At 46.1% G+C, this 25,200-nt stretch carries 16 protein-coding genes, 1 tRNA gene and 1 other annotated feature; of the genes, 6 read left to right on the top strand and 11 right to left on the bottom strand.

Going from position 1 to position 25,200, the window contains the following annotated elements; translation table 11 throughout:
- Positions 1-144: 144 nt before the first annotated feature.
- From rplL to secE, 6 genes are all read right to left on the bottom strand, one after another.
- The gene (gene rplL / locus QUA45_RS02490) at positions 145-537 is read right to left on the bottom strand and encodes a 50S ribosomal protein L7/L12 (protein ID WP_333037133.1); all 393 of its coding nucleotides are present in this window, start codon (positions 535-537) and stop codon (positions 145-147) included.
- A gap of 138 nt (positions 538-675) precedes the next feature.
- On the bottom strand, positions 676-1,272 hold the full coding sequence (rplJ, locus tag QUA45_RS02485) for a 50S ribosomal protein L10 (protein ID WP_333095480.1): 597 nt from the start codon (positions 1,270-1,272) through the stop codon (positions 676-678).
- Between the two features lie 29 nt (positions 1,273-1,301).
- Positions 1,302-1,474: a sequence feature (ribosomal protein L10 leader region), on the bottom strand.
- Between the two features lie 110 nt (positions 1,475-1,584).
- Positions 1,585-2,298, bottom strand: a complete 714-nt coding sequence (gene rplA, locus QUA45_RS02480) for a 50S ribosomal protein L1 (RefSeq protein WP_333095482.1) — start codon at positions 2,296-2,298, stop codon at positions 1,585-1,587.
- A 218-nt stretch (positions 2,299-2,516) separates the two neighbouring features.
- Positions 2,517-2,942 (bottom strand): 50S ribosomal protein L11, encoded by a 426-nt coding sequence (gene rplK / locus QUA45_RS02475; RefSeq protein WP_194061482.1) that lies wholly within the window; start codon positions 2,940-2,942, stop codon positions 2,517-2,519.
- 3 nt (positions 2,943-2,945) lie between these two features.
- Positions 2,946-3,584, bottom strand: a complete 639-nt coding sequence (gene nusG, locus QUA45_RS02470; protein ID WP_333070762.1) for a transcription termination/antitermination protein NusG — start codon at positions 3,582-3,584, stop codon at positions 2,946-2,948.
- Positions 3,581-3,814: a preprotein translocase subunit SecE gene (gene secE, locus QUA45_RS02465; protein WP_333095484.1), complete on the bottom strand. Its 234-nt coding sequence runs from the start codon at positions 3,812-3,814 to the stop codon at positions 3,581-3,583. The genes nusG and secE overlap by 4 nt, the downstream gene beginning before the upstream one ends.
- Positions 3,815-3,885: 71 nt before the next feature.
- Here secE and QUA45_RS02460 point away from each other — a divergent pair, with 71 nt between their 5' ends.
- Complete coding sequence (locus QUA45_RS02460; RefSeq protein WP_333070757.1) at positions 3,886-4,080, top strand: hypothetical protein; 195 nt, start codon at positions 3,886-3,888, stop codon at positions 4,078-4,080.
- Between the two features lie 58 nt (positions 4,081-4,138).
- On the opposite strand, the gene QUA45_RS02455 is transcribed toward QUA45_RS02460, so the two are convergent.
- Positions 4,139-4,211: transfer RNA gene (locus tag QUA45_RS02455), tRNA-Trp, on the bottom strand.
- A gap of 133 nt (positions 4,212-4,344) precedes the next feature.
- On the bottom strand, positions 4,345-4,728 hold the full coding sequence (gene rplS / locus QUA45_RS02450) for a 50S ribosomal protein L19 (RefSeq protein WP_333037136.1): 384 nt from the start codon (positions 4,726-4,728) through the stop codon (positions 4,345-4,347).
- A gap of 40 nt (positions 4,729-4,768) precedes the next feature.
- Here rplS and QUA45_RS02445 point away from each other — a divergent pair, with 40 nt between their 5' ends.
- The 3 genes from QUA45_RS02445 (at position 4,769) to QUA45_RS02435 (ending at position 8,466) form a co-directional block, all read left to right on the top strand.
- Positions 4,769-6,148: an inorganic phosphate transporter gene (locus QUA45_RS02445; protein WP_445305284.1), complete on the top strand. Its 1,380-nt coding sequence runs from the start codon at positions 4,769-4,771 to the stop codon at positions 6,146-6,148.
- A 525-nt stretch (positions 6,149-6,673) separates the two neighbouring features.
- Positions 6,674-7,735 (top strand): IS630 family transposase, encoded by a 1,062-nt coding sequence (locus QUA45_RS02440; RefSeq protein WP_333219212.1) that lies wholly within the window; start codon positions 6,674-6,676, stop codon positions 7,733-7,735.
- 95 nt (positions 7,736-7,830) lie between these two features.
- On the top strand, positions 7,831-8,466 hold the full coding sequence (locus QUA45_RS02435; protein WP_333095487.1) for a hypothetical protein: 636 nt from the start codon (positions 7,831-7,833) through the stop codon (positions 8,464-8,466).
- A gap of 465 nt (positions 8,467-8,931) precedes the next feature.
- Here QUA45_RS02435 and QUA45_RS02430 read toward each other — a convergent pair whose 3' ends face one another.
- Positions 8,932-13,017: an amino acid adenylation domain-containing protein gene (locus QUA45_RS02430; RefSeq protein WP_333219209.1), complete on the bottom strand. Its 4,086-nt coding sequence runs from the start codon at positions 13,015-13,017 to the stop codon at positions 8,932-8,934.
- A gap of 2 nt (positions 13,018-13,019) precedes the next feature.
- Complete coding sequence (locus QUA45_RS02425; RefSeq protein ID WP_333219207.1) at positions 13,020-18,122, bottom strand: amino acid adenylation domain-containing protein; 5,103 nt, start codon at positions 18,120-18,122, stop codon at positions 13,020-13,022.
- A gap of 163 nt (positions 18,123-18,285) precedes the next feature.
- Here QUA45_RS02425 and QUA45_RS02420 point away from each other — a divergent pair, with 163 nt between their 5' ends.
- Positions 18,286-19,386 carry an alpha/beta hydrolase gene (locus QUA45_RS02420; RefSeq protein WP_333219205.1) on the top strand — a complete coding sequence of 367 codons (1,101 nt, stop codon included), beginning with the start codon at positions 18,286-18,288 and terminating at the stop codon, positions 19,384-19,386.
- A gap of 148 nt (positions 19,387-19,534) precedes the next feature.
- Here QUA45_RS02420 and QUA45_RS02415 read toward each other — a convergent pair whose 3' ends face one another.
- Positions 19,535-23,065: an amino acid adenylation domain-containing protein gene (locus tag QUA45_RS02415; protein WP_333219204.1), complete on the bottom strand. Its 3,531-nt coding sequence runs from the start codon at positions 23,063-23,065 to the stop codon at positions 19,535-19,537.
- A 343-nt stretch (positions 23,066-23,408) separates the two neighbouring features.
- On the opposite strand from QUA45_RS02415, the gene QUA45_RS02410 reads away from it, so the two are divergent.
- A complete protein-coding gene (locus tag QUA45_RS02410; RefSeq protein WP_333219202.1) occupies positions 23,409-25,187 on the top strand; it encodes an EamA family transporter in 1,779 nt (592 codons plus the stop codon).
- Positions 25,188-25,200: the final 13 nt, after the last annotated feature.

The raw sequence follows: 25,200 nt of genomic DNA, 5'->3' as shown, positions 1-25,200 counted from the left end.
GCCGTTTCTGTACGAAAAAAAAAATTAATCGCGCGAGAGATGTAACTATCGCGCGATTAATTTTAGGGAATAGTTAACGGTTAACAATTAACTGTTAACCATCATTCCGGTGTCACCGGAATTGATATCAACTACATTCTCTGACTACTTGATAGAAATCTTTGCGCCCACAGCTTCAAGCTGTTTCTTCATTTCTTCAGCAGCTTCCTTAGCAATAGCTTCCTTAACTGCTTTCGGTGCGGCTTCTACCAAGTCTTTCGCTTCCTTCAGACCCAGACCAGTAATTGCGCGGACTTCCTTCAGAATGGCGATTTTCTTGTCAGCAGGAACTTCTTCCAGCATGACAGTAAATTCGGTTTGCTCTTCTACGGGTTCAGCAGCGGCTCCACCACCTGTACCGGGCATCATCATCATGCCGCCTACAGGAGCAGCAGCGCTGACGCCGAAAGCTTCTTCAATTTGCTTGACCAATTCAGAAGCTTCGAGCAAAGTCAGAGACTTAAGTTTTTCCAAGATTTCATCAGTTGCAGTAGACATTCGTTAAACTCCTAGTTCAATTGTAGGTTTGGGATTTCGGATTTGAGATTTGCTCATTCATCATTAGTTTTTCGTCTCCAGTCTTCTATCTATTGCTAAATACTAATGACTGAGGACTCATGACTAATTACTCATGCCTTACACAGATGCGCTTTCTGCTTCTGCTTCTGGTTGCGCTTCTGCTTGTGCTTCTGCTGCTACTTCTGCTGAACCGCCGTCTTTTTCAGCATAAGCTTTAAGACCGCGAGCGATCGAAGTAGGAACTTGATTGATACCCACAGCCAACTTGGTTGCGACACCGTTGATAGCGCCAGCAATTTGAGCCATGAGTTGTTCTTTCGACGGCAGATCGGCTAATGCTTTAACATCAGCTTCTTTCAGTACCCGTCCTTCCATTACGCCGCCGCGAAGTTCTGTCTTCTTAGAGACTTTTTGGAATTCTTGGTAAGCTTTAATCGCGCCGCCAATATCTTCTTGCACGAACAGAAACGCCGACGTACCGGTCAGCAATTCCTGTATCGGCTGCCAGGTTTCGTTGCCTTCAACAGCAATTCGCATCAGCGTGTTTTTTGCCACTTGGCAACTGCTGCCTTTCGGACGCAAACGCCGACGCAAATCTGTGATTTCAGCAACAGTTAAGCCCGTGTAGTCAATCACGATCGCCAGTTGAGATTCGCTCAAGGTTTGCTTGAGGTCTGCAATAATCTCATTTTTTACTGCTAAACTTTTGCCCATACTTATTTCACCTCCTTTTAGGATCGAAAACTGCCCACCAAAAACCCCGACCTTAGAGCCGGGGCAGAGAATTAAAAATTAACAAGTCAGAATTAAAAATAGAAAATTTCTAATCTTTGAGTCTTGAGTTTTTATTTCTTCAGCCTCGGCAGGAAATTAAGCGGTCGGCACCTGCGGTCTTCAGCTTATTGATTTTTGATTAGGCTATCACCAGAAGGCAGAGATTAGCAAGGGTCTGGCGTAAGTCTTGTGAGAGATTTACACAGACAGCCGAAGCTGTCTTTTACCTTCTGCCTTCTGCTTAATTCTGTACTAGGCAGCGTCAATTTTTGTATCGCGCAGAGCACTGATATCGACTTCGATCGACGGGCCCATTGTTGCGGATACGTACAAACTTCGCCAGTAGCGACCTTTAGCACCAGAAGGACGGTTGCGATCAACAGTTTCTTGCAAAGCATGAAGGTTGACCAGCAAATCTTCCGCTGAGAAAGCTGCCTTGCCAAACATAACATGAACGATGCCAGTTCGATCGGCACGGAATTCTAGTTTACCACCTTTAAACTCGTTGATCGCCTGAGCAATGTCAGTCGTCACCGTCCCACCTTTCGGAGAAGGCATCAAACCGCGCGGGCCCAACAACCGACCCAATTTTGCCACCAACGGCATCACGTCTGGGGTAGCAATCAGGCAATCGAAGTCCATCATGCCTTTCTGAATTTCATCAATCAACTCTTCCGAACCAGCAATATCCGCGCCGGCATTCAGAGCTTCTTTAACTTTTTCGCCCTTAGCAATCACCGCAATTCTGACTACTTGACCAGTTCCTTTTGGTAGCGATACAGTTGTCCGCAACTGTTGGTCAGTATATTTCGGGTCAATTCCCAAACGGATGTGAGCTTCAGCAGATTCGCCAAACTTAGCGGTTGCTGTTTCTTTCAAAAGTTGCAGAGCTTCCAGCGGTAGATAAGGTCTGTCTTCAACTTTCTTTTGAAGTTCTTGCAGTCTTCGCGATACTTTCTTTGCCATTGTTATCTCCTGGGGTCAGTCGATTTTAGATTTTAGATTTTAGATTGAACTTATCAGCCAATCCGATCTCTAAAATTTGTTCGGTTCGATTCTTAGCGAAGCTTTGCTTCTCCCCCTGAATCGATCGATTTTGGATTTTGGATTTTGGATTTTATATTGAAGATTTGAGCTTCAACACGGGGAATTACCCATTGCCAACTGTCAACTGACAACTGACTTTAATCCGCGATCGCCACGCCCATATTTTTAGCCGTTCCTGCCACAATTTTCATAGCAGCCTCAACATCATTAGCATTGAGGTCAGGCATTTTCGTTTCAGCGATTTCTCGTAACTGAGCCTGTGTAATTTTCCCTACTTGCTTGCGATTAGGTTCTCCCGAACCCTTAGCAATGCCAGCCGCTTTTTGAATCAAAACCGACGCCGGCGGGGTTTTGAGAATAAACGTAAAACTGCGGTCTTCAAAAACCGAAATTTCTACCGGAACCACTAGACCCGCTTGGTCTGCGGTTCTAGCATTGTACTCCTTGCAAAACATCATAATATTGACGCCGTGCTGACCCAGAGCTGGGCCGATCGGAGGAGCTGGGTTGGCTTTTCCCGCCGTAATCGCCAACTTAATTACTGCAACAACTTTCTTTGCCATTAGTTAGTTCTGTTTCTGAACCTGATTGAACTCCAATTCTACAGGCGTATCGCGCCCAAAAATCGAGAGTAAAACTTTGAGCTTGTTTCGTTCCGGGCTAACTTCAATCACATCACCTTCAAAATCCTTAAATGGCCCGGAAAGTACCACGACGTGGTCTCCAGTAGACATCGATACTTTGACAACTGGTTCTGATTCCTGAGCGTTTCTGAAGATCCGTTCTACTTCCGAATGACTCAGAGGTAGCGGTTTGACGTGACCCCTGCCGCGCCCGTAGCGGCGTTTCTGCTCGGCCCCGACAAAATTAATTACATTCGGGGTATTCTTGATCACCTGCCACGTATCCTCGTCCATAAACATACGGATGAGTACGTAGCCGGGAAAGATTTTTTCATCTGACTGCCGCCGGGAACCGTCTTTGCCGACTTTGATCGCCGGAGTTTGCGGAATTTCGACTTGAACGATGCGATCGGCAACATCCAAAGTTTGAATCCGCTGCTGCAAGTTTGCCTTCACCCGCTTTTCGCAGCCAGAGGCAACTTGAACAGCATACCAGCGAGCATCAATCTCCGGCACCTCTGGCGATGCTGCCTGTCCCGTCGCTTCTGTGGAATACTCAGATTCTTCTGATGCAAAAGTCATGGCCCAAACACCTTTCCCGCGCCCCAGTTAAAGAAGTTATCCACCAAATAAATCAAGCTTGCTGAGAGGATTACCATCAAAAGCACGGCAAAAGACTCGCTGATTAGCTGCTGCCGGCTCGGCCAAACCACTTTGTCGAGTTCTTCTCTAGTTTCCTTAAAAAAACTCGCAGGGTTAAACCCAGGCGCCGTTATTTCTTGAGTTTCTTGAGCTTCGTCTTTTTTCGCCACGATTTAATCCCCCTTGCGATTTTAGATTTTAGATTTTAGATGGTGTGAGTGGCCCGCGGCTCTCAGATTTTTTGACACTAACCACTTACGCTCAAGTCCAAAATCTCAAATCCAAAGCCACGACTTTTTTACAAGCCCAACCAATTAACGGCGTAAATGCCGATCGCCGAAACCGACTATCGAGAAGCCACACCGAGCATTTGTTGATGGCATTTTTTGCGAACCGCCCACAAAAATTAATTCTACCCGAAAGTTTGCGGTTTTGACTGTTGCCAGCCAATAGTCCGGGCGCTTTCGGGCAGAATTTAAAGTTTGGTGATTCAGCGCGCCCTGGAGGACTTGAACCCCCGACATCAGGTTTTGGAGACCTGCGTTCTACCAACTGAACTAAGAGCGCACAGGTGAGGTTGCTGAAATTCGCTTAACCTCTAGATTTCTATTTTAACACAGTGCGCTCGTAAATGGGAAACTTTTTTTTATTTTTTTCAATTTCCCATGAATCATGAACCAAGGGAAAGCTAGGTGCATTCCTACAGGGAGCGATCGAACCGCTGTTTGACGCGAGTAGCTTTGCCCACCCGATCGCGCAGGTAGTAAAGTTTTGCTCTGCGGACTTTCCCGCGGCGCATCACTTGGATCGTGGCTATGCGGGGCGAGTGAATCAAAAACACCCGTTCCACTCCGACGCCTTGAAACACGCGGCGGACGGTGATTGTTTCATTAATCCCGCCGTTACGCATGGCAATCACAGTCCCTTCGTAGGGCTGAACCCGTTCTTTGTTACCCTCTCTAATTTTCACGCCGACTCGCACTGTGTCGCCGACGTAAATTTCGGGAACTTGTTTATTGAGTTCTTGCTTGACTCTATCTATTTCTGCCGTTTCGATAGAACGGATTATTTCTGCGCCTTTCATCGGATTTACCAAAACTCACAATCCCTTATCATATATCGAAATGCCCGTTTTATGTCAAAAAATTTCTATGTTAGATACCTCTGGGGTCGTATTTCTGCAACTGGGGGCAATGGCTGCACTGGCCTTGTACGTCGCTGCAAACTTGGGGGCCAACGATGTCGCTAACTCGATGGGGACATCCGTAGGCTCGAAGGCGCTAACGCTGCGACAGGCAATAATTGTTGCAGGCATACTGGAGTTTTCCGGCGCAGTGCTGTTCGGGCAAGGAGTTTCCGAAACTCTCGCAACAGGAGTTGTGAATGCACAAGTGTTCGCGGCCAAACCGCAAGTATTTTTAATCGGGATGGTGTCAGTGCTGATAGCTTGTGGGATATGGCTGCAAATCGCTACCAGTAGAGGTTTGCCAGTTTCTTCATCCCATGCAGTGGTGGGCGCGATCGCGGGTTTTAGCTGTGTTGCAGCCGGAATTAATGCAGTTGATTGGGGAACCATCGGCACCATCTCCCTAACATGGGTGGCGACACCTGTTGCTAGCGGTGCTTTAGCCGCACTATTTTACAGTGTGGTGAAGTATTCGATTCTCGATCGACCCGATCCTCTATCTCAAATGCGCGAGTGGATACCTTGGCTGAGTGCAGCAATGCTGAGCGTATTTGGGATAATTGTACTGCCGTCTGTTGTGAATGTCGCTTTGGTGCAGACAGGAGCGATCGCCCTAGCGCACGATCGATTGGGCTGGAATCTTCCAACTCACGATATTGTCATTGGCATCGGGGCAATAGCTGCGATCGGCCTGACATTCAATAGCTGGAAAAAATTAGAATCAGTTGAGAACGAAGAAGGCAGAGGGGAGAAAGCAGAAGGAATAAGTACAAACTCCTCCCCCACTCTGACACTCCGTCACACTCTCATCGAGCAACAAATGGCGAGATTTCAAGTCTTGAGCGCCTGTTTTGTAGCATTTTCCCACGGTTCCAACGACGTAGGAAATGCCGTTGCGCCCCTAGCTGCGATCGCCTACATCCGGCGCACAGGTTCCTTTCCCTCAGAAGATTTCAGCGTTCCCCTGTGGATTTTAGTCGTCGGAGGCGCAGGAATAGTCATCGGTTTAACCATCTGGGGCAAAAATGTAATTGCCACAGTCGGCGAAAAGATCATCGAACTCCAACCAAGCGGCGGATTTTGCGCGGAATTAGCCACAGCCACCACAGTCTTGCTAGCATCCCGCTTCGGTTTGCCAGTTTCCACATCCCACGCTTTAGTGGGTGCAGTTGTCGGAGTCGGGCTGATTAAAGCTTGGAAAACAGTACGCTTGGAAACTTTGCTGTCAATTGGTTCGGCTTGGCTGGTGACAATTCCGATCGCAGCAGGTTTGGCTGCTATCATCTTCAGCATCGCGCAATCCATTGGGCAATTTTAGATTTTAGATTTTAGATTGAGGCATTTCAGAACAGTCATCTGTCAACAATCACGGATAGATGGTGCAACCGCAATTGATCTAACTCATCTGCGTTAATCTGAACTTCCCCCTGCAAATATACTTACACAGGCTCAAAAGCCTCTAACCACAAAGGTTTCAATTGTTGAGTAAAAAATGTGTACCCATCTAGATGATTGATATCTGTTTGCGCTCGGCAATTATATTGAATCTACAACAATTGAGGGCGAGATCCTGCGTCAGCTATTGCTTATAAATGGGTACAAATTTTGCGCTCAACAGTTGCATCCTTTGTAGAGTAAGAGTTTTAGGACTGTTAGTACATTTTTATGGGGGAAGTCCAGCTTAATGAAGCTGTACCGACTTCAAGCCTTGGGCTGGGAAAATTGAGAATTTACTGCTAGACAAATTACTATAGCAGTCCTAAATGAGTCGCAAAATTTTATAAATTATAATAATTAGGGAGTATAATAATACTTGTATACTGGAAATCGGCAAAAAAGCAATATGTCTGAGCAACACTATTTACAAGAATTAAGTGATTTTATAGATGGCAACCCCGACCCGATAGAACTGAAGCGAGCTTTAGCAGTAAGGATGTGGATTGAGGGCGTAACTGGTTCGGAAATTAAAAAAATATTAAATGTATCAGCAACATTTATCAGTCAATCCAAAATGAAATTTATCAAAAATGGAGTTGAAGAATTAAAGCTGAGGTATCAAGGGTCAAAAGCATATCTAAGTCCAGCGCAACGCCTAGAGATTGTCAATTACTTAAATACTCAAGAATATTTGAGCTTACAGGAGTTTCAGATATATATAGAAGACAAGTATGATGTTCGTTTCAAATCAAATCAAAGTTATTATACATTACTTGATGAAGCCAAGATTAGCTGGAAGAAAACTCAAAAAAGTAATCCAAAAAAAAACGATGAATTGGTAAAAACAAAAAAGATAGAAATCGAAAAAGTTCTGGCAGAAAACCGCTCGGGGATAGAAGCTGGAAGACTTGTGGTGTATATGATTGATGAATGTCATCTGCTGTGGGGTGATGTTTGTGGATATGTTTGGGGAAAGAAGAATAAAAGAATAGAAGTACCCATGACAAATCAGAGAGAAAGGCAAACATATTTTGGTGCCCTCAACTATCAAACAAAAAAAATTTTTGTACAAGAATATGAAGCCGGAAATTCAAAGAATACAGTTTTGTTTGTCAAATACCTGCAAAATCTGAATAAAGGAGCTAGAATTTTAATATTTTGGGATGGGGCAAGTTATCATAAATATGCAGAAATGCGAGAGTATCTGGGCGAGGTAAATCAAGGTTTAGAAAAATCTGAATGGTTAATAACATGTGAATTATTTGCCCCGAATGCACCTGAGCAAAACCCTGTAGAAGATATTTGGCTTCAAGGCAAAAGATTTTTGAGAGAACATTGGTATTTATGTAAATCTTTCCCACTTATTAAAAAATTATTTATGCTGGTAACTCATTGTCAGATTTTTGATTTTTCCAAATTATATATGTATGACTTTTTTGTTGAAAACCCTGAATTAATACCAACTTAATCATGATTAGTGAAACCCGATTAGTTTGCAACTGATTTAGGATTGCTATAGACACCTAAAAAGAAATATCTATAACAACTAGACAGGTGCTAAACATGATAGACAGAGTACAAATTAATTTGAGATTGGACGGCAAGCAGGAATTACTCGAAACCATTAAGAAAGTAGCAGCAGCAGAGGGTTTAAGCCCCCATGCTTGGGTAGTTAAGACATTGGAGCAAGCGACCGTTAACCCTACGCTACAATCTCAACCAATTGCCCAAAGTCCCACAATCCCAGATAGAGAGCCGATACTAGATCGCAACTTAGACATAATGCTAGACACTAAATTAGTGGCTAAGTTCGCGGCGCTTGAGGAACCGCTGTGGGAAATTGAAAACCTGAGTAATAACGGCGATGAATCACTCAGGCAAGAATTAGAGGCGGAAATTTGCAGATTGGTTGCTCAATTTACTAACGCAGAGTGGGAAAAATTAATAGAGTTGCGAACCCAGTCGCAGCCATTGTGGGAGAAAATTACCCCCGAGGATGCTCAGAAAATGCGAGACATAGCTCTGGTTTGGTGGCGTCAACTCTACCCGGACCAAATGGGGGAGCTCTTTGAGGAAATGTATGGTCGGCAAGAGCCAGGGACTAAGTATACTGTGGCCACTATTACCAAGTGGTTGCAAGGAGAAGTCGTTGAAGTCCGTGATCGCATTACTCAGCTCATACGTCTCCGGGAAAGTTGACTACAGCATCTCTTATTTTGATATCCCCGCCTAGAACTGGACTTCCCCCATAAAAATGTACTAACAGTCCTAAAACTCTTACTCTACAAAGGATGCAACTGTTGAGCGCAAAATTTGTACCCATTTATAAGCAATAGCTGACGCAGGATCTCGCCCTCAATTGTTGTAGATTCAATATAATTGCCGAGCGCAAACAGATATCAATCATCTAGATGGGTACACATTTTTTACTCAACAATTGAAACCTTTGTGGTTAGAGGCTTTTGAGCCTGTGTAAGTATATTTGCAGGGGGAAGTTCAGGTTAATCTGTGTTTATCTGCCCTCATCTGCGGTTAAAAAAAGAGAATGTATTAACCGCAGATGACAACGGATTGACGCTGATTCACGCAGATGAAGATCAGATTCAGGACTAATAGTAATTTCCCACATCAAACCCGGTTTCGACACACAAGCACGCGGGCCGCTCAATCAATTAATTCCTCCTCCAAGCAATGCTTCAGCTTTTGAGCCAGCACCTCAACGTTAGGCTTTCTCAACATAGTCAGGTGATTCCCAGGAACGCTAATCACCTCTACTTTTTCCGTGGTTAATTCACTCCAGCCAAGAGTCGGATCTTCATGACTCATGCTTAGCTTTTCCCTCGATCTAAACAGAGTAATTCGCTGCGGATAAATTTTCGGTCGATAGCTGAGAGTTGCTTGACTGTTAGCCTGAAATACAGTAAACATCGAGGGGATTGCCAGCTCGCGCCAGCTCCGTTCTTTTGACTCCTGAGATAGGATGCTAACCATAACGGCCTGTTTCCAATTCCAGCGATGCAAAAAATTAGCTGCCAAATTAAGCATTTTATTTAATTTCGGAAATTTTGCCGCAATACCGCGACTTTGAACATTTTCCGCAGCAGCCACCAAGCGAAAATAATCTACTACAAAAGGCCAGATAGAGCGCGAAACAGTAGTCAGAATAAACTTGCAACCATCCCAAAAAGAAGGTTTGTTAGCAGAAACCGGCGCTAAAGTATCCAGTACAGCAAGTAAAGCCACTTCATCCCCCGCTGCGAGCAACTGTTGAGCCATCTCAAAAGCTACCAAACCTCCAAAAGACCAGCCTCCTAAAAAATAAGGCCCTTTTGGTTGAACGGTACGCAAGGCTGCGATGTAGTCAGCCGCCATGTCTTCAATGCTAGTTAACGGAGAACTTTCGCCGTCAATACCCTTTGGTTGCAGCCCGTAAAACGGTTGATTTTCTCCTAGCCCAAAGGCTAACTCGCAATAAGGAAACACGACGCCAAAGATGGGATGGACGCAGAAGAACGGGGGATTTTTACCGCGAGGCTTAATTGCAACTAAAGGCGACCATTCCAGAGAATTTGTTTCTGAAGATAGCGAATCTGCTAAACCTTCAATTGTCGGATTTAAAAAAAGAGCAGACAGCGGCAACTCGCGCTCAAATTGCTGGTTAATCTCATTGATGAGGCGGACTGCCAGCAGGGAATCTCCACCCAAATCGAAGAAGTTATCGCCAATGCCAACGCACTCTACGTTGAGGATTGTGGCCCAAATGTGGGCGAGGGTTGACTCAGTTGGTGTGCGAGGTGCAAGGCAGCTTTTATCTATTGAGTTGCTAGTTATAGTTCCCGGTGCAGGTAGGCGCAGGCGATCGATTTTGCCGTTGGGGGTTAGGGGCAGAAAGTCGATCGCCACAAAAGCACTGGGAATCATGTAATTGGGCAGTTGTTGTTTGAGGAAATTGCGTATTTCCCCGGGATTGAGCGTCTGATTGTGATTGGGGACGACATAAGCAACTAGGCGTTTGTTGCCAGACAAATCATTCACAGCAACCGCCGCTGTTTCTTTGACTGCTGGATGCTGAACCAGCAGCGCTTCAATTTCTCCCAATTCTATTCGATAACCGCGAATTTTTACCTGTTCGTCTGTGCGGCCTAAAAACTCAATATTGCCGTCGGGAAAATAGCGAGCTAAGTCACCACTTTGATAAATTTGTTCTCCTGCTTTCTGGCTAAAGGGATTAGCAATAAATCGCTGGGCGGTTAATTCGGGGCGGTTCAGGTAGCCTCGCGCCAATCCGCTGCCGCCGATGTACAATTCACCGGGAATTCCAACGGGTACAGGCTGTAAATTTTGATCTAAAATATAGAGTTGAGTGTTAGCTATTGGGCGGCCGATTGGCGGTTTTTTGCTATCGCTAATTTCGGCTAAACTTGACCAGACTGTCGCTTCTGTAGGGCCGTAAGCGTTAAAAAATCTGCCCCCAGAAGCCCAGCGTTTAACAATATCCGGGGAACAAGATTCGCCAGCACAGATGATTGTTTGCAGTGCGGGAAGTTCGGCGTTTGGAAGGACAGCTAGCAGCGAGGGCGGGAGGGTAGCGTGGGTAATAGCATTGTCCTGCAAAAATTGGATTAATGTTTGTCCGGGCAACAAAGATTCTTTCTTGGCACAGTAAAGTGTTGCTCCGGTTCCCAAGGCCATGACAATCTCAAAGATTGAGGCATCAAAACTCAGGGATGCGAATTGCAAAATGCGGTGATTTGAGTTTAAGTTAAATGCTTCTCTTTGAGCTATGGCTAAGTTGTATAGTCCCCGATGTTCGATTAAAACGCCTTTGGGTTTTCCGGTTGAACCAGATGTGTAAATGACGTAGGCTAGGTTTTTTGGTAGGATATTTGTAGTTGGTTTTTCTGGGCTTTGTCGGGCGATGATTTCTCTGTCGGAGTCCAAACACACTACTGAAAAAATTCCGTAATTTTCCGGCTGCGTCAAGTTTTTTGCTAAGTGCTGCTGAGTTACCAAAATCGACACCTGAGCATCTTCTAACATGAAGTTAAGCCGCTCTTGAGGATAAGTTGGATCTAAAGGCAGGTAGGCTGCGCCTGCTTTGATAATGCCTAGCAATCCGACGATCGCATCTAAGGAACGTTCTACACAAAGGCCCACTAAAACTTCGGGTGCTGCTCCCAATTGCTGCAAGTAACGTGCAAGTTGGTTGGCTCGGCTGTTGAGTTGGCGGTAGGTTAACTGCTGGTTTTCAAAGACGGCGGCGACAGCATCGGGCTCCCGCTCAACTCGCTCTTCAAATAGCTGATGGAAACACTGGTTTTGCGGATAATCTCTCTGAGTATCATTCCAATCGATTAATAATTGCTGGTATTCTGGCGCTGTCAGCAAAGCCAAGTCGCTGAGGTGCTGTTTGGGATTGGCAACAATGGCTTCAAGCAGGGTTTGGAAATGTCCCGCCATGCGCGCAATTGTGCCACTATCAAATAAGTCTGTGCTGTAGACAAATTGCCCTTGAATACTTCCTGCATTTTCCCACAAGTGGCACTCTAAATCTAGCTTGGCGGTTCCCGCGTCAAAGTCGATCGCCTCGAAAGCGATTCCCGGCAATTCTAGCGCTGCTATAGGAGTGTTTTGCAGGCTAAAACTAACTTGAAATAGGGGGTTGCGGCTCAACTCGCGATCGGGGTGCATTTCCTCAACCAACTTCTCGAAGGGCAAATCTTGGTGGGCGTAGGCTGCCATTGCGACGTTTTTTACCCGATGCAATAGTTCCCGAAAAGTTGGGTTTCCTGATAAATCTGCACGCAGCACCAAACTGTTGACAAAAAAACCGATTAATGCTTCTACTTCGCTCAGGTTGCGATTGGCGATCGGCGTTCCTACTGCAATATCTACTTGTCCTGTATAGCGGTACAGCAAAGTTTGAAAAGCGGCTAGTAGAGTGATAAATAAAGTCGCGCTTTCTTGCTGGCTCAATGACTTTAGCGCCTCGCTCAAAGCAGGTGATAGTGTTATAAATTGTTTAGCGCCGCGGTAGGAGGGAACGGCTGGTCTTTGCCTGTCTGTTGGTAGATTGAGTGTAGTAATTCCGTTTAACTGCTGCCGCCAATAAGCTAACTGGGTTTCTAATACTTCGCCCTGCAACCATTGGTGCTGCCATTCTGCAAAGTCGGCGTACTGCACGGGCAGTGCTGGCAAGTGCGAGCGCTCATTTTTTACAAATGCTGTGTAGAGCGTTCCCAGCTCTCGAATTAGCACTCCAATAGACCAACCATCAGCCACAATATGATGTAAATTCAGCAACAATATATGTTCTGTTTCACTCAGTTGTAACAGCGTTACTTTAAATAACGGCCCGGCGGCTAAATCGAAAGGGCATTGTGCTGCATCAGTTGCGAGTTGCAGCGCTGCGGTTTCCTGCTGAGCTGGCGAAAGATTTTGTAAGTCGATTGTGGGGAGAGATACGGTTAAAAAGGGAGCAATAACTTGTACGAGTTCCCCTTCCAAAAGCGTAAAAGTAGTGCGTAAAGTTTCGTGCCGCTGCACAATTTCATTGAAGGTTTGCTCTAAGGATCTGAAGTTGAGGGAACCTGTTAAGCGGAGCGCTGTTGAGACATTGTAGAAAGGATTGCCCGGTGCTAATTGATTGAGGAACCAAAGCCGCTGCTGGGCAAAGGATGCGGGGAAGACGAAAACATCTGTTTCTTGCTGCATATTTCTCGAAAGTGTACCCTGTTCAACAGCGCTCATTTTTATTTAATTTCTCGATTAAAAGATGATAGCTTCCTCCGCCGACTATCGCGCGAAATCGGCACTAAAGCCGGAGCTTCACTTTTAGCATTCTTATCTTTTAAACTCTCCACAATCTTAGATAATTCTGCAATTGTCGGTGCTTCAAAAACGCGGCGCAAAGGCAACTCTACCCCGAAAGCATCTCGCACTCTAGAAACAAGCTGAGTCGCCAGCAGCGAATGGCCTCCCAATTCAAAGAAATTGTCGCGGATACCCACTCGCTTTATCCCCAAAACCTCAGCCCAAATTTTAACTAAAACTTCCTCAATAGAAGTCTGAGGCGCAACATAACCGCCAGCCCATTCTAACTTAATCGGCTGCGGTGCAGGCAAAGCGAGGCGATCGACCTTTCCATTAGCCGTCACCGGTAGCGACTCCAGCACCACAAAAGCCGACGGAACCATATATTCCGGGAGTTTTTCTGCTAGATAAGCCTGCAACTGTGGCACTAATTTACGCGCTGCTTTAGCTTGTAAGGGATTGTTAGCATAAGAGCGCCAAGGACGCAAGTTATCGCTTCGGGTTTCTCGCACAAAATCTCTGGTTTCGCCCCGTGCAAACACTACATCGTAGCGCCCTTGACTGTCGGAATTAGACCAACTAATATTAACATTATACGGAACTTCCAAAGCATACCACGCTTCGGGATCTACTCCTAAATCCTCGACTTTTTCCACGGCTTTCTGCAACTGACCTGCTGTTGCAAATTTATCGACAACAGACAGCAATTCTCCGGCCTTAACTGCTGCCGTTACCCGCGCATTAGGCACATTAGCAATTCTTAAAAGATCGAGTTGATTTTGCAATAATATTTGTTGCACCTTGGTAACAGTCAGATTCTGATTTTCTGCCGACCAATCCAGCCGTTTTGATCCCCCCTGCCCCCCTTGAAAAGGGGGGTTCTGAAGCTGTGTTTTGTCAGAAAAGTTAGAGACACTTCTTAGCCCCCCTTCATAAGGGGGGTTGGGGGGATCTGTTTCCGAGGCAATATGCAAAATAGCATTGTACCGAAAATCAGTTAACTCATTGCGATAACTACCGCGAATTAATTGAATCTCTACGCCGTCAATCTGCGGAAAGCGGTGCTTTAATGCGCTAAAAAAATCTGGATCAATAACTAACTCTGTTTCTTGAAAAATTTGCATTTGTACTCGCTGCTGCAACTGTTCGCCAGAGAGAGAAGGTTCGGCTTGATACAGTTGTACGGAAGCGTGGAAAGCTGCCAGCAACGGCAAGCTGCGGACATCTCCGATGAATATAAAGCCGCCGGGGGCAGTTGCTTTCACCGCACCTTCTAGCACTTGCACGAGATAGTCGATAGTCGGGAAATATTGCACTACAGAGTTGAGAATCACTGCGTCAAAAGCTGCTGTCTCTACTCCTTCAAAGTCTGTCGCCATTTTCTGAAGCAGGGTTACATTAGCTAACTCTTGGTTTGCCAAGTGCTGCTGAATATAGTTGAGCGAAATAGGGGAAAAGTCTGTGCCGCAATATTGAGTGCAGCGAGAGGCAATTTGGAACAGCAACAAACCTGTGCCGCAGCCAATTTCTAACACTCGGCTCGGCTGCAAAGCTAAAATTTGGGCGGCTTGATTTTTCGCCCAGTCGCGTATCTGTTCTGCTGGGATTGGCCGATCAGTATAACTGCTATTCCAGCCGACAATATTAAAGGTTGGATCTGACTCAACAGCAGGTTGATTGTAAGTTTCATTGTAGAGCATTTGCCACTGCAAAACCTGTTCGTCCTGCAATTGCATTATTTGGTTTTTTTCGCTGGCAACGCTATATTCTGCATTCAGGGCAATATAAGCTACTAAACGTTTATCTCCCTGTCCATCTTCCGAAGCTATTGCTACAGTTTGCTGCACTGCCGGATGTTGAGTTAATAGTGTCTCGATTTCTCCTAATTCGATGCGGAAACCGCGAATTTTTACTTGTTCGTCAATGCGTCCTAAAAATTCAAGGCTGCGATCGGCTCTGTAGCGCACTAAGTCGCCGGTTTTGTAAATTCGCTCTCCTGAATTTGGTTTAAACTCAGATGTTGCACCATTATCGAGAACAGGCAAGATGCCTGTTCCACAAAGAGTGGGGTGGGCATTATTATCAAGAACAGGCAAGATGCCTGTTCCACAAAGAGTGGGGTGGGCATTATTATCGAGAATAGGCAAGATGCCTGTTCCACAATAAAATTCATCTCTTGTGGAACAGGCATCTTGCCTGTTCCTAAACAAGTCAGGTAGAATGGTGCCTGAATTTGGTTTAAAAGGATTGGGAATAAAGCTTTGTGCGGTTAAATCTGGGCGGTTGAGGTAGCCGCGAGCGAGTCCGTTTCCGCCGATGTACAATTCGCCAACAACCCCCATTGGTACGGGCTGCAAATATTTGTCTAATATGTAGATTTGAGTGTTAGCAATGGGGCGGCCAATTGTCGGGGCTATGTCTGTTTGCTCTGTTACAGGAATATAACCGGAAGTTGTGACGACGGTGTTTTCGGTTGGGCCGTAATTATTTACTAGCTTAAATGGATGGGATTTTAAAGGATGTTGTTGCAGTTTTTCGCCGCCTGCGAGCAAGATTCGCAGCGCTGTTGTTTGAGGCCAATCTAATAGCAAAACTTTCTCGGCTAAAGGTGTGGGCAAAAAGCTAATTGTAATTGCGTTTGATACTAACCAGTTTTGCAGTTTTTCAGGATCTCGCCTGATGTCATCTTCTGGAAAGTAGATGCTAGATCCCGCCGCGAGATAAGGCCAAATTTCCCACCCGCAAGCATCAAAGCCGATCGCAGCAATTTGCGTGGCCCGATCGCCCGCTGACACCCCAAACTCTCTTTGATGCCAAAAAACGAGATTTAACAAGCTCCCGTGCTCAATTTCCACTCCTTTCGGCTTTCCCGTGGACCCGGAGGTGTAAATCGCGTAAGCCCGATTTTTGGCTGTGGCTGCGCTGGTGGGATTGTCGGCGATTTCTTGGGAAATCATCTCCCAGTCTGTGTCTAAACAAACTATCTGTAAATTGGGCGATCGCAATTTCTCTATCCATTGCTGCTGAGTTAACACAACAGATAATTGAGCATCTTTTAGCATAAAGCTCGATCGCTCAGCAGGATAGCTCGGCTCTAAAATTAAGTAAGCTCCTCCCGCTTTCAGGATACCCAACATCCCCACGATCAGATCGAGCGATCGCCCGCAGCAAAGCCCGACTAAAACTTCTGCCCCAACCCCCATTTTTTGCAGATAACGTGCTAGTTGGTTGCTGCGGAGATTTAGCTCTCCATAGGTGACTCGCTCCTCTCCAAATACCAGCGCCACCGCATCCGGTGTCCGATCGGCCTGCATTTCAAATAGCTGATGGATGCACAAATCTTGCGGATAATCTGCCTGAGTATTGTTGCATTCAACTAACAAATGATCGCGCTCTTGGGCGCTCAAATATTGCAAGTTGGCTATGCGCTGTTCGGGATTTGTCACAATGCTTTCTAACAAGGCTTGAAAATGCCCGATCAGGCGGCTAATCGTAGCTTCATCAAATAAATCGGCGCTGTAAATAACCATGCCGCTGATACCCTCCGAGCTATCAACCCACAGCTTATTGCTGGGCGATTGGTTGCTTCCCGAGCTGTTGGGCGATCGCTCCCACAAATGAAACTCCAAATCAAACCGCGCTGTACCCACATCTAACTGCTGCGGGCTGAGTGTTAATTCTGGCAATTCTAACCGATTCCCCGGCGCGTTTTGCAGCGCAAACGCCACCTGAAATAATGGGTTTTGGTTCAACGCGCGATCGGGGTGAAGTTCTTCTACTAACTTCTCAAACGGCAAATCTTGGTGAGCGTAAGCTCCTAATGCTACCTCTTTGACTCGGTTTAAAAGTTCCCGAAAAGTTGGATTTCCCGACAAATCTGTACGCAGCACCAAACTGTTGACAAAAAAACCGATTAATGCTTCAATTTCACTGCGGTTGCGATTGGCGATCGGCGAACCTACAACAATATCTTCTTGCTGGGCGTAATGGTAAAGCAACGTTTTAAAAGCTGCCAGCATTGTCATAAACAGCGTCACTCCTTCGCGCTGGCTCAACGTTTCTAAAGCCTCGCTCAGTTGTTTTGGCAGTTGCAAAAATTGCCTTTTGCCCCGATAACTTTGAATTGCTGGCCGGGGTCTATCCGGAGGCAAATTTAGCATAGAAATGCCGTTTAACTGCTGTCTCCAGTAAGCAAGCTGCCTTTCTAAAACTTCCCCTTGCAGCCATTCGCGCTGCCATTTTGCAAAATCAGCATACTGGATCGACAAAGCTGGTAAAGGCGAAGGTTTTTCGCTAGCAAATGCCGTGTAAAGTGCGCCTAATTCCTGAATTAGCACTCCGATAGACCAACCGTCGGAGACAATGTGGTGCATATTCAGCATTAGTAAATATTCGGCATCATCTAAGTGCAATAATGTGACTCGCAGCAACAAGTCATTGGACAAATTGAAAGAGCGTTGAGCTTCCTGGGCGGTGAGCCGGTTTGCTTCAGTTTGTCGAGATTCCTTTGGCAAGTTTCGCAAGTCCACTACATTAATCGGAAGGTGGAAAGCAGCAGCTATTCTCTGAACAGGTTGCCCCGAAACTACTGCTAAAGTCGTGCGTAAAGCTTCGTGACGGCGCACAATTTCATTGAAGGTTTGTTGCAGCGCCGAAAAATTGAGCGAACCTGTCAAACGCAAGGCTGCGGGAACATTATAGAAGGGATTGTTCGGGACTAATTGGTCGAGAAACCACAAGCGCTGCTGTGCAAAGGACAGCGGTAGATTTCCTTCTCGCCCCACCGGAACAATCGGTGTAGGAGTGAAACTAGAAGTACGATTAGCTGCTTTTAAAAATGAAACTATTTCGGCTTTTTTATGAGAAATTTTGGCTCGTAGTTCGGGTGTAATAATTCCTTCGGGAGCGTTGCAGCGCAGGATCTCGCCCTCAACAAAAATATTAATATCTAGACTGCGAAGGTAAGATAAAAACTCAACTAACTCCACCGTGACAGAATCTCTGGCATTTGGCGATGAACTCGATATTTTTGGCTCTGGCATTTTGAGTCATCCTGTGATTACTTTGGCAAATATATAAAATAAATTCTACCAGCGCACAAATTAAGAGCTTAACTTACCGCTTGCTTACTGTGGCCTAACCTGAGTATGATTCTGTTTGAATCCGCAACCCAAATTCTACCCAAGGTTTCAGCTTATGCCGTTCATGCCCTTCAATTTTCTGTTTCTATGGCTGCTGGGACTGCTGTCCCTCGGGGTACTTGGCGGAGGTATATACATTATTTACGAATGGTACATCGGCGAACTTGTAGGGATTTCCTACTTAGTCAGCGGAGTCTTGATGCTTCTTTGGTCTGTTGGCGGCCGCTTTATCAGTTTGCCCCTGTTCCGCCGCCCCGGTGCTGACGAACCCAAGCCCACGCGGACGGGTACGGTTGAGCGAGTAGAGAGGCCTGATGGCACTATTTTACAAGTAGAATTCTACGGCCCAGAGGACGGACAGCCGATTATCCTCTCTCATGGTTGGGGGCCGAACAGTATGGTTTGGTATTACGCGAAACGGCAACTAAGCGATCGCTTCCGAGTGATTGTTTGGGATCTTCCAGGTTTGGGAAAATCCACTCGACCAAAAAACAGCGACTACTCCCTAGAAAAATTTGCCCGCGATCTCGAAGCAGTCATTGCTATAGCAGGAACTAAACCTGTTATCCTACTCGGACACAGCATGGGCGGCATGATTTCTCTAACATTCAGTCGGCTTTTTCCAGAACTTCTCGGTAGTCGAGTAGCTGGTTTAATTCTGGTAGATACGACTTATACTAATCCCGTCAAAACCGCTATTTTTAGCGGTTTATTACGCGCTTTGCAAAAACCGCTGCTTCAACCTATGCTCTATCTCACCATAGCTCTTGAACCCATTATGTGGGGAATGACTTGGCTGAGCTATCTCAATGGTTCACTGCACATCAGTGTAGAATTATCGGGATTTAAAGGTACTGAAACGCGCGGTCAATTAGAGTTCTCAGCTTTCTTATCAGCCTTGGGTTCTCCCGGCGTTCTCGCTCGCGGCACACTGGGAATGCTCAATTTTGAGGAAACAAAAACTTTGCCATCCATTGACATTCCTGTGTTGGTGATCTGCGGCGATTCAGATATCGCCACTACCCCCCCAGCTAGCCTGCGAATGAAAGCAGAATTACCTCAAGCAGAGCTAGTTACTATAAAGCGAGGAGGACACATGGCATTAATTGAGCACAACCAGCAGTTTGCAGAAGCTGTCAGGGCATTCTGCACTGAAATTTCGTGACTAAAAATGTGAGTTAAAACTGAGATATTGCAGCATTCTCAAGAACAGGCAAGATGCCTGTTCCACAAGACATTAAGTTTTTTGTGGGGTGGGCGTCCCGCCCGCCCTTGAAAAACTATTACACAGCACCGATTTATTTGCGCCAACCTTAAAATTTCACATCTTCGCGCTCATTTTCGTCTGTTCTAGGAGTATCCAAACCTTTCGCAGCCCAGCGCATTGTCTCAATGTATTTTTCCAGACTCGCTACAGTCGGAGCCTCAAACAAATTGCTGACCGATAACTCGACTTGCAAAGCGTCTCGGATGCGAGAAATCAACTGAGTTGCTAGCAGGGAATGCCCGCCTAGCTCAAAGAAATTATCGTAGATACTAACCTGCTGTTTTCCCAAAACTTTAGCCCAAATTTTCCCGATCGCCTTTTCGAGTTCAGTCCGAGGCGCTACATAATTTTCTGTTATATCCTCGCTGTCTGTATCTAGATCGGGCAAGGCGCGGCGGTCTACTTTGCCATTAGGCGTCAGTGGCATATTCTCCAACACTGCATAAGTTGCAGGAACCATATATCCTGGTAACTTTTCTTTCAAAAATTGGCGCAAGTCACTTGACTTGAGATTTTGATTTTCTAATTTTTCATTAATGCCGTCAGGAATAACATAAGCTACCAAATGTTTATCGTCGGGGATGTCTTCCCTCACAATTACTACTGCTTCGCGCACTTGTGGATGCTGGCACAAAGCCGCTTCAATTTCTCCCAATTCGATGCGGTAGCCGCGAATTTTTACTTGGTCGTCAACGCGACCTAAAAACTCGATGTTGCCGTCAACCCAATAGCGACCTAAATCACCTGTTTTATAAAGGCTAGAACCAGATTTATTGCTAAAAGGATTAGGAATGAATGCAGCAGCAGTTAAATCAGGCTGGTTGAGGTAGCCTTTCGCCAATCCGTCACCGCCGACGTACAATTGACCCATAACACCGATCGCCACCGGCTGCAAATCCGCATCGAGGAGATAAATTTGCGTGTTGGCGATCGGGCGGCCGATGGGGATAGATGTTGCGGTTTCTGGTACGTCTTGCACGCAATAATAAGCCGAAAATGTGGTATTTTCTGTCGGCCCGTAAACGTGAATTAATTGAGTGGTTTGATTTTGTTTTAAAACTTTTTTAACCCATCTCATATCGACCGCTTCTCCGCCAAACAGCAAGCAGCGCAGCGAATTAAAAGCTTGCGGTAAAACTCTAGCAATTTGTTGAAATAACGCAGTTGTTAAAAATAAAACAGTGATGCCTTGTTGGCGCAGTTCTAAACCTAAATCGTGAGGTGAAAGGGTAATATTTGTGCTAATTCCCACGAGTTGAGCGCCGTTAAGCAAGGCTCCCCAAATCTCGAATGTGGCTGCATCGAATGAAGCGTTTGATGCTTGGGCAATTTTATCGGTAGGTTCTATTTTTATATAGTTGGTGTTGACTACCAGCCGATTTACTGCTTTGTGGGTGACGGCGACTCCCTTGGGTTTTCCTGTTGAGCCAGATGTGTAAATAACGTAAGCTAGGTTGTCGGCTGTTACGGTGTTGGCGGGATTTTCGGTGCTTTCTTGGGCTATGTCTTCCCAATCGCGATCGAAGTAAATCACCGAGTTTGAGAAGTCTCGGAAATTCTCAATCAATTTATCCTGAATTAGCAAGACTTTAACTCGAGCATCTTCCAGCATCAAGTTTAGCCGATCGCGCGGATAGCTCGGATCTAACGGTAGGTAAGCTCCTCCCGCTTTCAGTACAGCCAACATCCCGACAATTAGGTCGATCGATCGCTCTGCACAAAGCCCCACTAAAACCTCCGCCCCCACGCCCAGTTTTTGTAGGTAGCGCGCCAGTTGGTTGCTGCGACTGTTGAGTTCTCTGTAAGTCAGGTGCTGGCCCTCGAAAGTTAGGGCGACATCCTGCAGATGCTGCTGGGCCCGCTCTTCAAATAACTGATGAATGCACTTATTTTGAGGATAATCTGTCCGAGTATCGTTCCATTGTCTGAATAATTGATTCACTTCATCCTCGCTCAATAAAGGTAAGTTAGCGATTCTTTGTTCTGGATTAGTCACAATGCTTTCCAGCAGCGTTTTAAAATGCCTCAGCATTCGGGCGATCGTAACTTCATCAAATAAATCTGTATTGTACACAGCTACGCCTCTGAGCCCTTCCGAATCTTCCCACTGTTCGCCGTATCTGCTCCTAAAATTCTCCGAAGCTTCCCACAAATGCAGCTCTAAATCAAAGCGCGTTGTTTGAGTTTCCAAATGAAAAGAACTCAACTTTAATCCTGGCAATTCTAGCTCGTCCACCGGCCCATTTTGCAGACCAAATACCACCTGAAACAGCGGGTGGCGATTCAACGACCGCTCTGGGTGCAATTCCTCGACTAGCTTCTCAAAAGGCAAATCTTGGTGAGCGTAAGCTCCCAGAGTTACTTCCCGCACCCGGCCCAAAAAATCTCGAAATGTCGGGTTTCCCGAGCAGTTTGTTCGCAGCACTAAAGTATTGACAAAAAAACCTATTAATGTTTCAATTTCCCTGCGGTTGCGATTGGCGATCGGAGAACCGACAACAATATCATCTTGTTGCGAGTAGCGGTAAAGTAATGTTTGAAATGCTGCCAGCACTGTCATAAATAAAGTCGCTCCTTCTCGCTGCGAGAGCGCTACAAGTGCATCCTTCAAGTTTTTTGGCAGTTCTAAATATTGAGTTTTTCCGCGATAATTTTGCCGAGCTGGTGCAGGGCGATCGGTCGGCAAATTTAACACAGAAATCCCGTGCAATTGCTGCCGCCAATAAGCTAGCTGAGTTTCTAATACTTCACCTTGCAGCCATTCGCGCTGCCACTCGGCAAAGTCGGCATATTGAAGCGATAATTCTGGCAGGGGAGATGGCTGTTGATTTATCAAAGCTGTATAGATAGCCTCCAGTTCTCGAATTAGCACCCCGATCGACCAATCATCGGAGGCTATGTGGTGCATATTTAGCAAGAGAATATGCTCGGTCTCTGTCAGCCGCAGGATGGTGACTCGCATCAGCGGCCCGGTGGATAAATTGAAAGGGCGAAGAGATTCTGCTGCGGAGAGTTTTTTTGCTTCTGTTTGCCGTTGTGCAGGCGACAAATCTTGCAAGTCTAATACTTTTAAATTAGTCTTGAAAGCCGGAGAGATTATCTGCACTGGTTGACCTGATACCTCTGCAAAAGTGGTTCGCAAAGTTTCGTGTCGCTGCACTATTTCGTTGAAGGTTTGCTCTAAGGCTGTTAAGTTGAGGGAACCAGTTAAGCGCAGTGCTGTTACTACATTATAGAAAGGGTTTTCCGGTGCGAATTGGTCGAGAAACCACAAGCGCTGCTGGGCAAATGAGGCGGGAAAGACAAAGACTTCGCCTTCTGAGGAAATATTCAGTTTTTCTATATCCTTTGTAAAGGAATTGTCATAAATTTCGGAGGCCATATCTGTTGCTCTTGGGGGATGAGATGTGTTAATTTTTGGATGGCGCGGGGGTGGCTTTTTCAGGGTGCGATCGCCTCTTAAACCTTTCGCGAGCAAAAGATCGGAACTGTTAAAATCATAAACCTGGGTGCGGGAGTGCGGCACAAAGGCGGGCAAAAGAAACCGGATTTCTGGCCGCAGCATCAAGTTATCCATTGAGGGGCTAGGAGTGCGACCCCCCAATCAAATTTAGTCGCGGAACGGGCTCTTAGGCTTGTGATTCGAGTGCAATCGGGTGAGTTAGATGCGAGAATTACCTGGAGCAATCCGTGAAGAGGTCATGCTGTAGTATGATTTCTAATTGCACAAAGTGTTCTTGGGGCGATTCCCTACCGGATAGCTTTGCTTCACGCAATTTTCTCACATTTGTAGCTTAGCGACTACTATTGATTCAACAGTGTCTGCAATCTTTTAGAGCCACTCACTAGAAATTGCGACCTGATTTGTCACAATACTTAAGAACACTGAACGTGCAGTTTAAATTAGAGGTTATAGGCTAATGGCGCAGCGGAACGTATACTCGTCAAAGGACGAGCCAGAGGATGCACAATCAGCAGAAGAAGTTCTCCACTCAGTAATGCAAGAACTGGACGCTTTGCATCAAAATGTCAAAGGTCAGTTAAATCAAGACATTACTCGGCTGCAAACTGAAAAAAATCACCTGATTGAAGATATTGAAGACCTCCGGGAGCAATATCGCAAATTGCAGTCTCAGCAAATGGAATCTCTGTCTGGACGATACATTCAGCAGCAGCAATTGTGGCTGAAGCAGTTGGCTCAAGTTTTGGCTCACAATTTGCAGGATTTGTTGGTGCAGCGGTTCAACGAACTCAGCGCTAACTCGGGAAATTCTCTCAGCAGCCCGATTCCCAGCGGCGAGTTCCCGATACCCCTGCCGCCGAGCAACTACGACGAACGAGCCTCGCAGTTGCTGGCAGCGCTGGATGAAAGGATCGATCGCAGTTTCCAGATGCTGGAACAAGATTTAACCAGTTACGAAAGCGAGCTTTCCGTGCGGCTCAACAACATGAAAACCCTGGAAATGCAAGGGGAAGAGCTGTTACAAAATCTCGTAAACCGCATCAGGGAAGAACTCGAAGAAGAAGAAGAATATCTTGAGAATCCTTTCGATGCTCAAGATTCCTATGTCGAGGAATCAACTAATTCTGTTAATTCTGTCCGCCCGCAACTTCTGCAGCCAACACCTGTGGAAACGCCGCGAGAACCCGTGCCACAGCCTTCTTCAGCGCCACCGACGGCACCCGCTAAAGTAGCTTCTCAAGTGCAGACAGGTTTGGTGCTGGCTTTGTCTTCGGCGGTGGTATTGTCGCTATTTAATGTTTGTTTGAGAATTCTGATTAAAAGCAAAAATCCTCGGATGGTTTTTGGGTTGTTTGAATTTCCGGGGGTGGTGACTCCAGGTTTTGGAAATTCTTTGTTGATTTTGTTGATGCGGCTGATCGTGGTGATGGCTTTGATGCCGATATTGGCGACATTTCTGTATCCTTCTGTGTGGAAAGATATTAGACGGTTGTTCCAGTCGGGCGATCGAGCTTTGTGGAGTAAAGTTTTAGGAAGCGCATTTTTTCTGTTTTTGTCTCAGGTTTTGATTTATTTGGCGATCGGCAATATTCCAGCCGGGATTGCGATTACGATTTTCTTTATTTATCCGATCGTCACCGTACTAGGTTCTTGGATCTTGTTTGGCTCTCGTCCCAGCACAGTCGGCTTTTCGGCGATAGTCGGGATTACGGCAGGTCTGATTTTAGCTGGGTGGCCGAGTTTTGCGGCCCCAGCTCCGGGCGGTGGCAATGTCGGGGTGGGAGTCGCGGCTGCACTGGCTTCTGGGATTACCTTTGCAGGTTACGTATTGCTGACGCAAATGGCCGCGGGCAAGCTGCACCCAATTCCTTTTAGTTTAGTTAATTTCGCCGCGATTTTTGTATTTTCCGCCCTGAGTTTGTGGGTGCCGCTGTCGGACAATTTTGCTCCTAAAATCGACCAAAATGTTTGGCCTGGTTTGATTGTGGGAGGCGTTATTTTAGGGGTGCTGACGCTGTTTAGCTATCTTTTGAATAATTTTGCCATCCGCTTTGCGGGGGCCGCCTTAGCGTCAGTAATTGGCACTTTGGGGCCGGCAATGACCGCACTCTTCGGGTTTCTAATTATCAATGAGAAGTTGCAGCCTGTGGCAATTCTCGGCATGGCTGTGGTGACGTTGAGCGTGGCTGCTATGAGTGTGGAACGCATAATGGCTCCTCAGAAGAAGGCTAGTTAAGGCTTGAATTTGG

This window comes from Microcoleus sp. Pol12A5 (genome assembly GCF_036701435.1).
Classification (GTDB): domain Bacteria; phylum Cyanobacteriota; class Cyanobacteriia; order Cyanobacteriales; family Microcoleaceae; genus Microcoleus.
The sequence above is the reverse complement of the archived record's forward strand: the minus strand, read 5'-3'. Positions and strand labels throughout refer to the sequence as shown.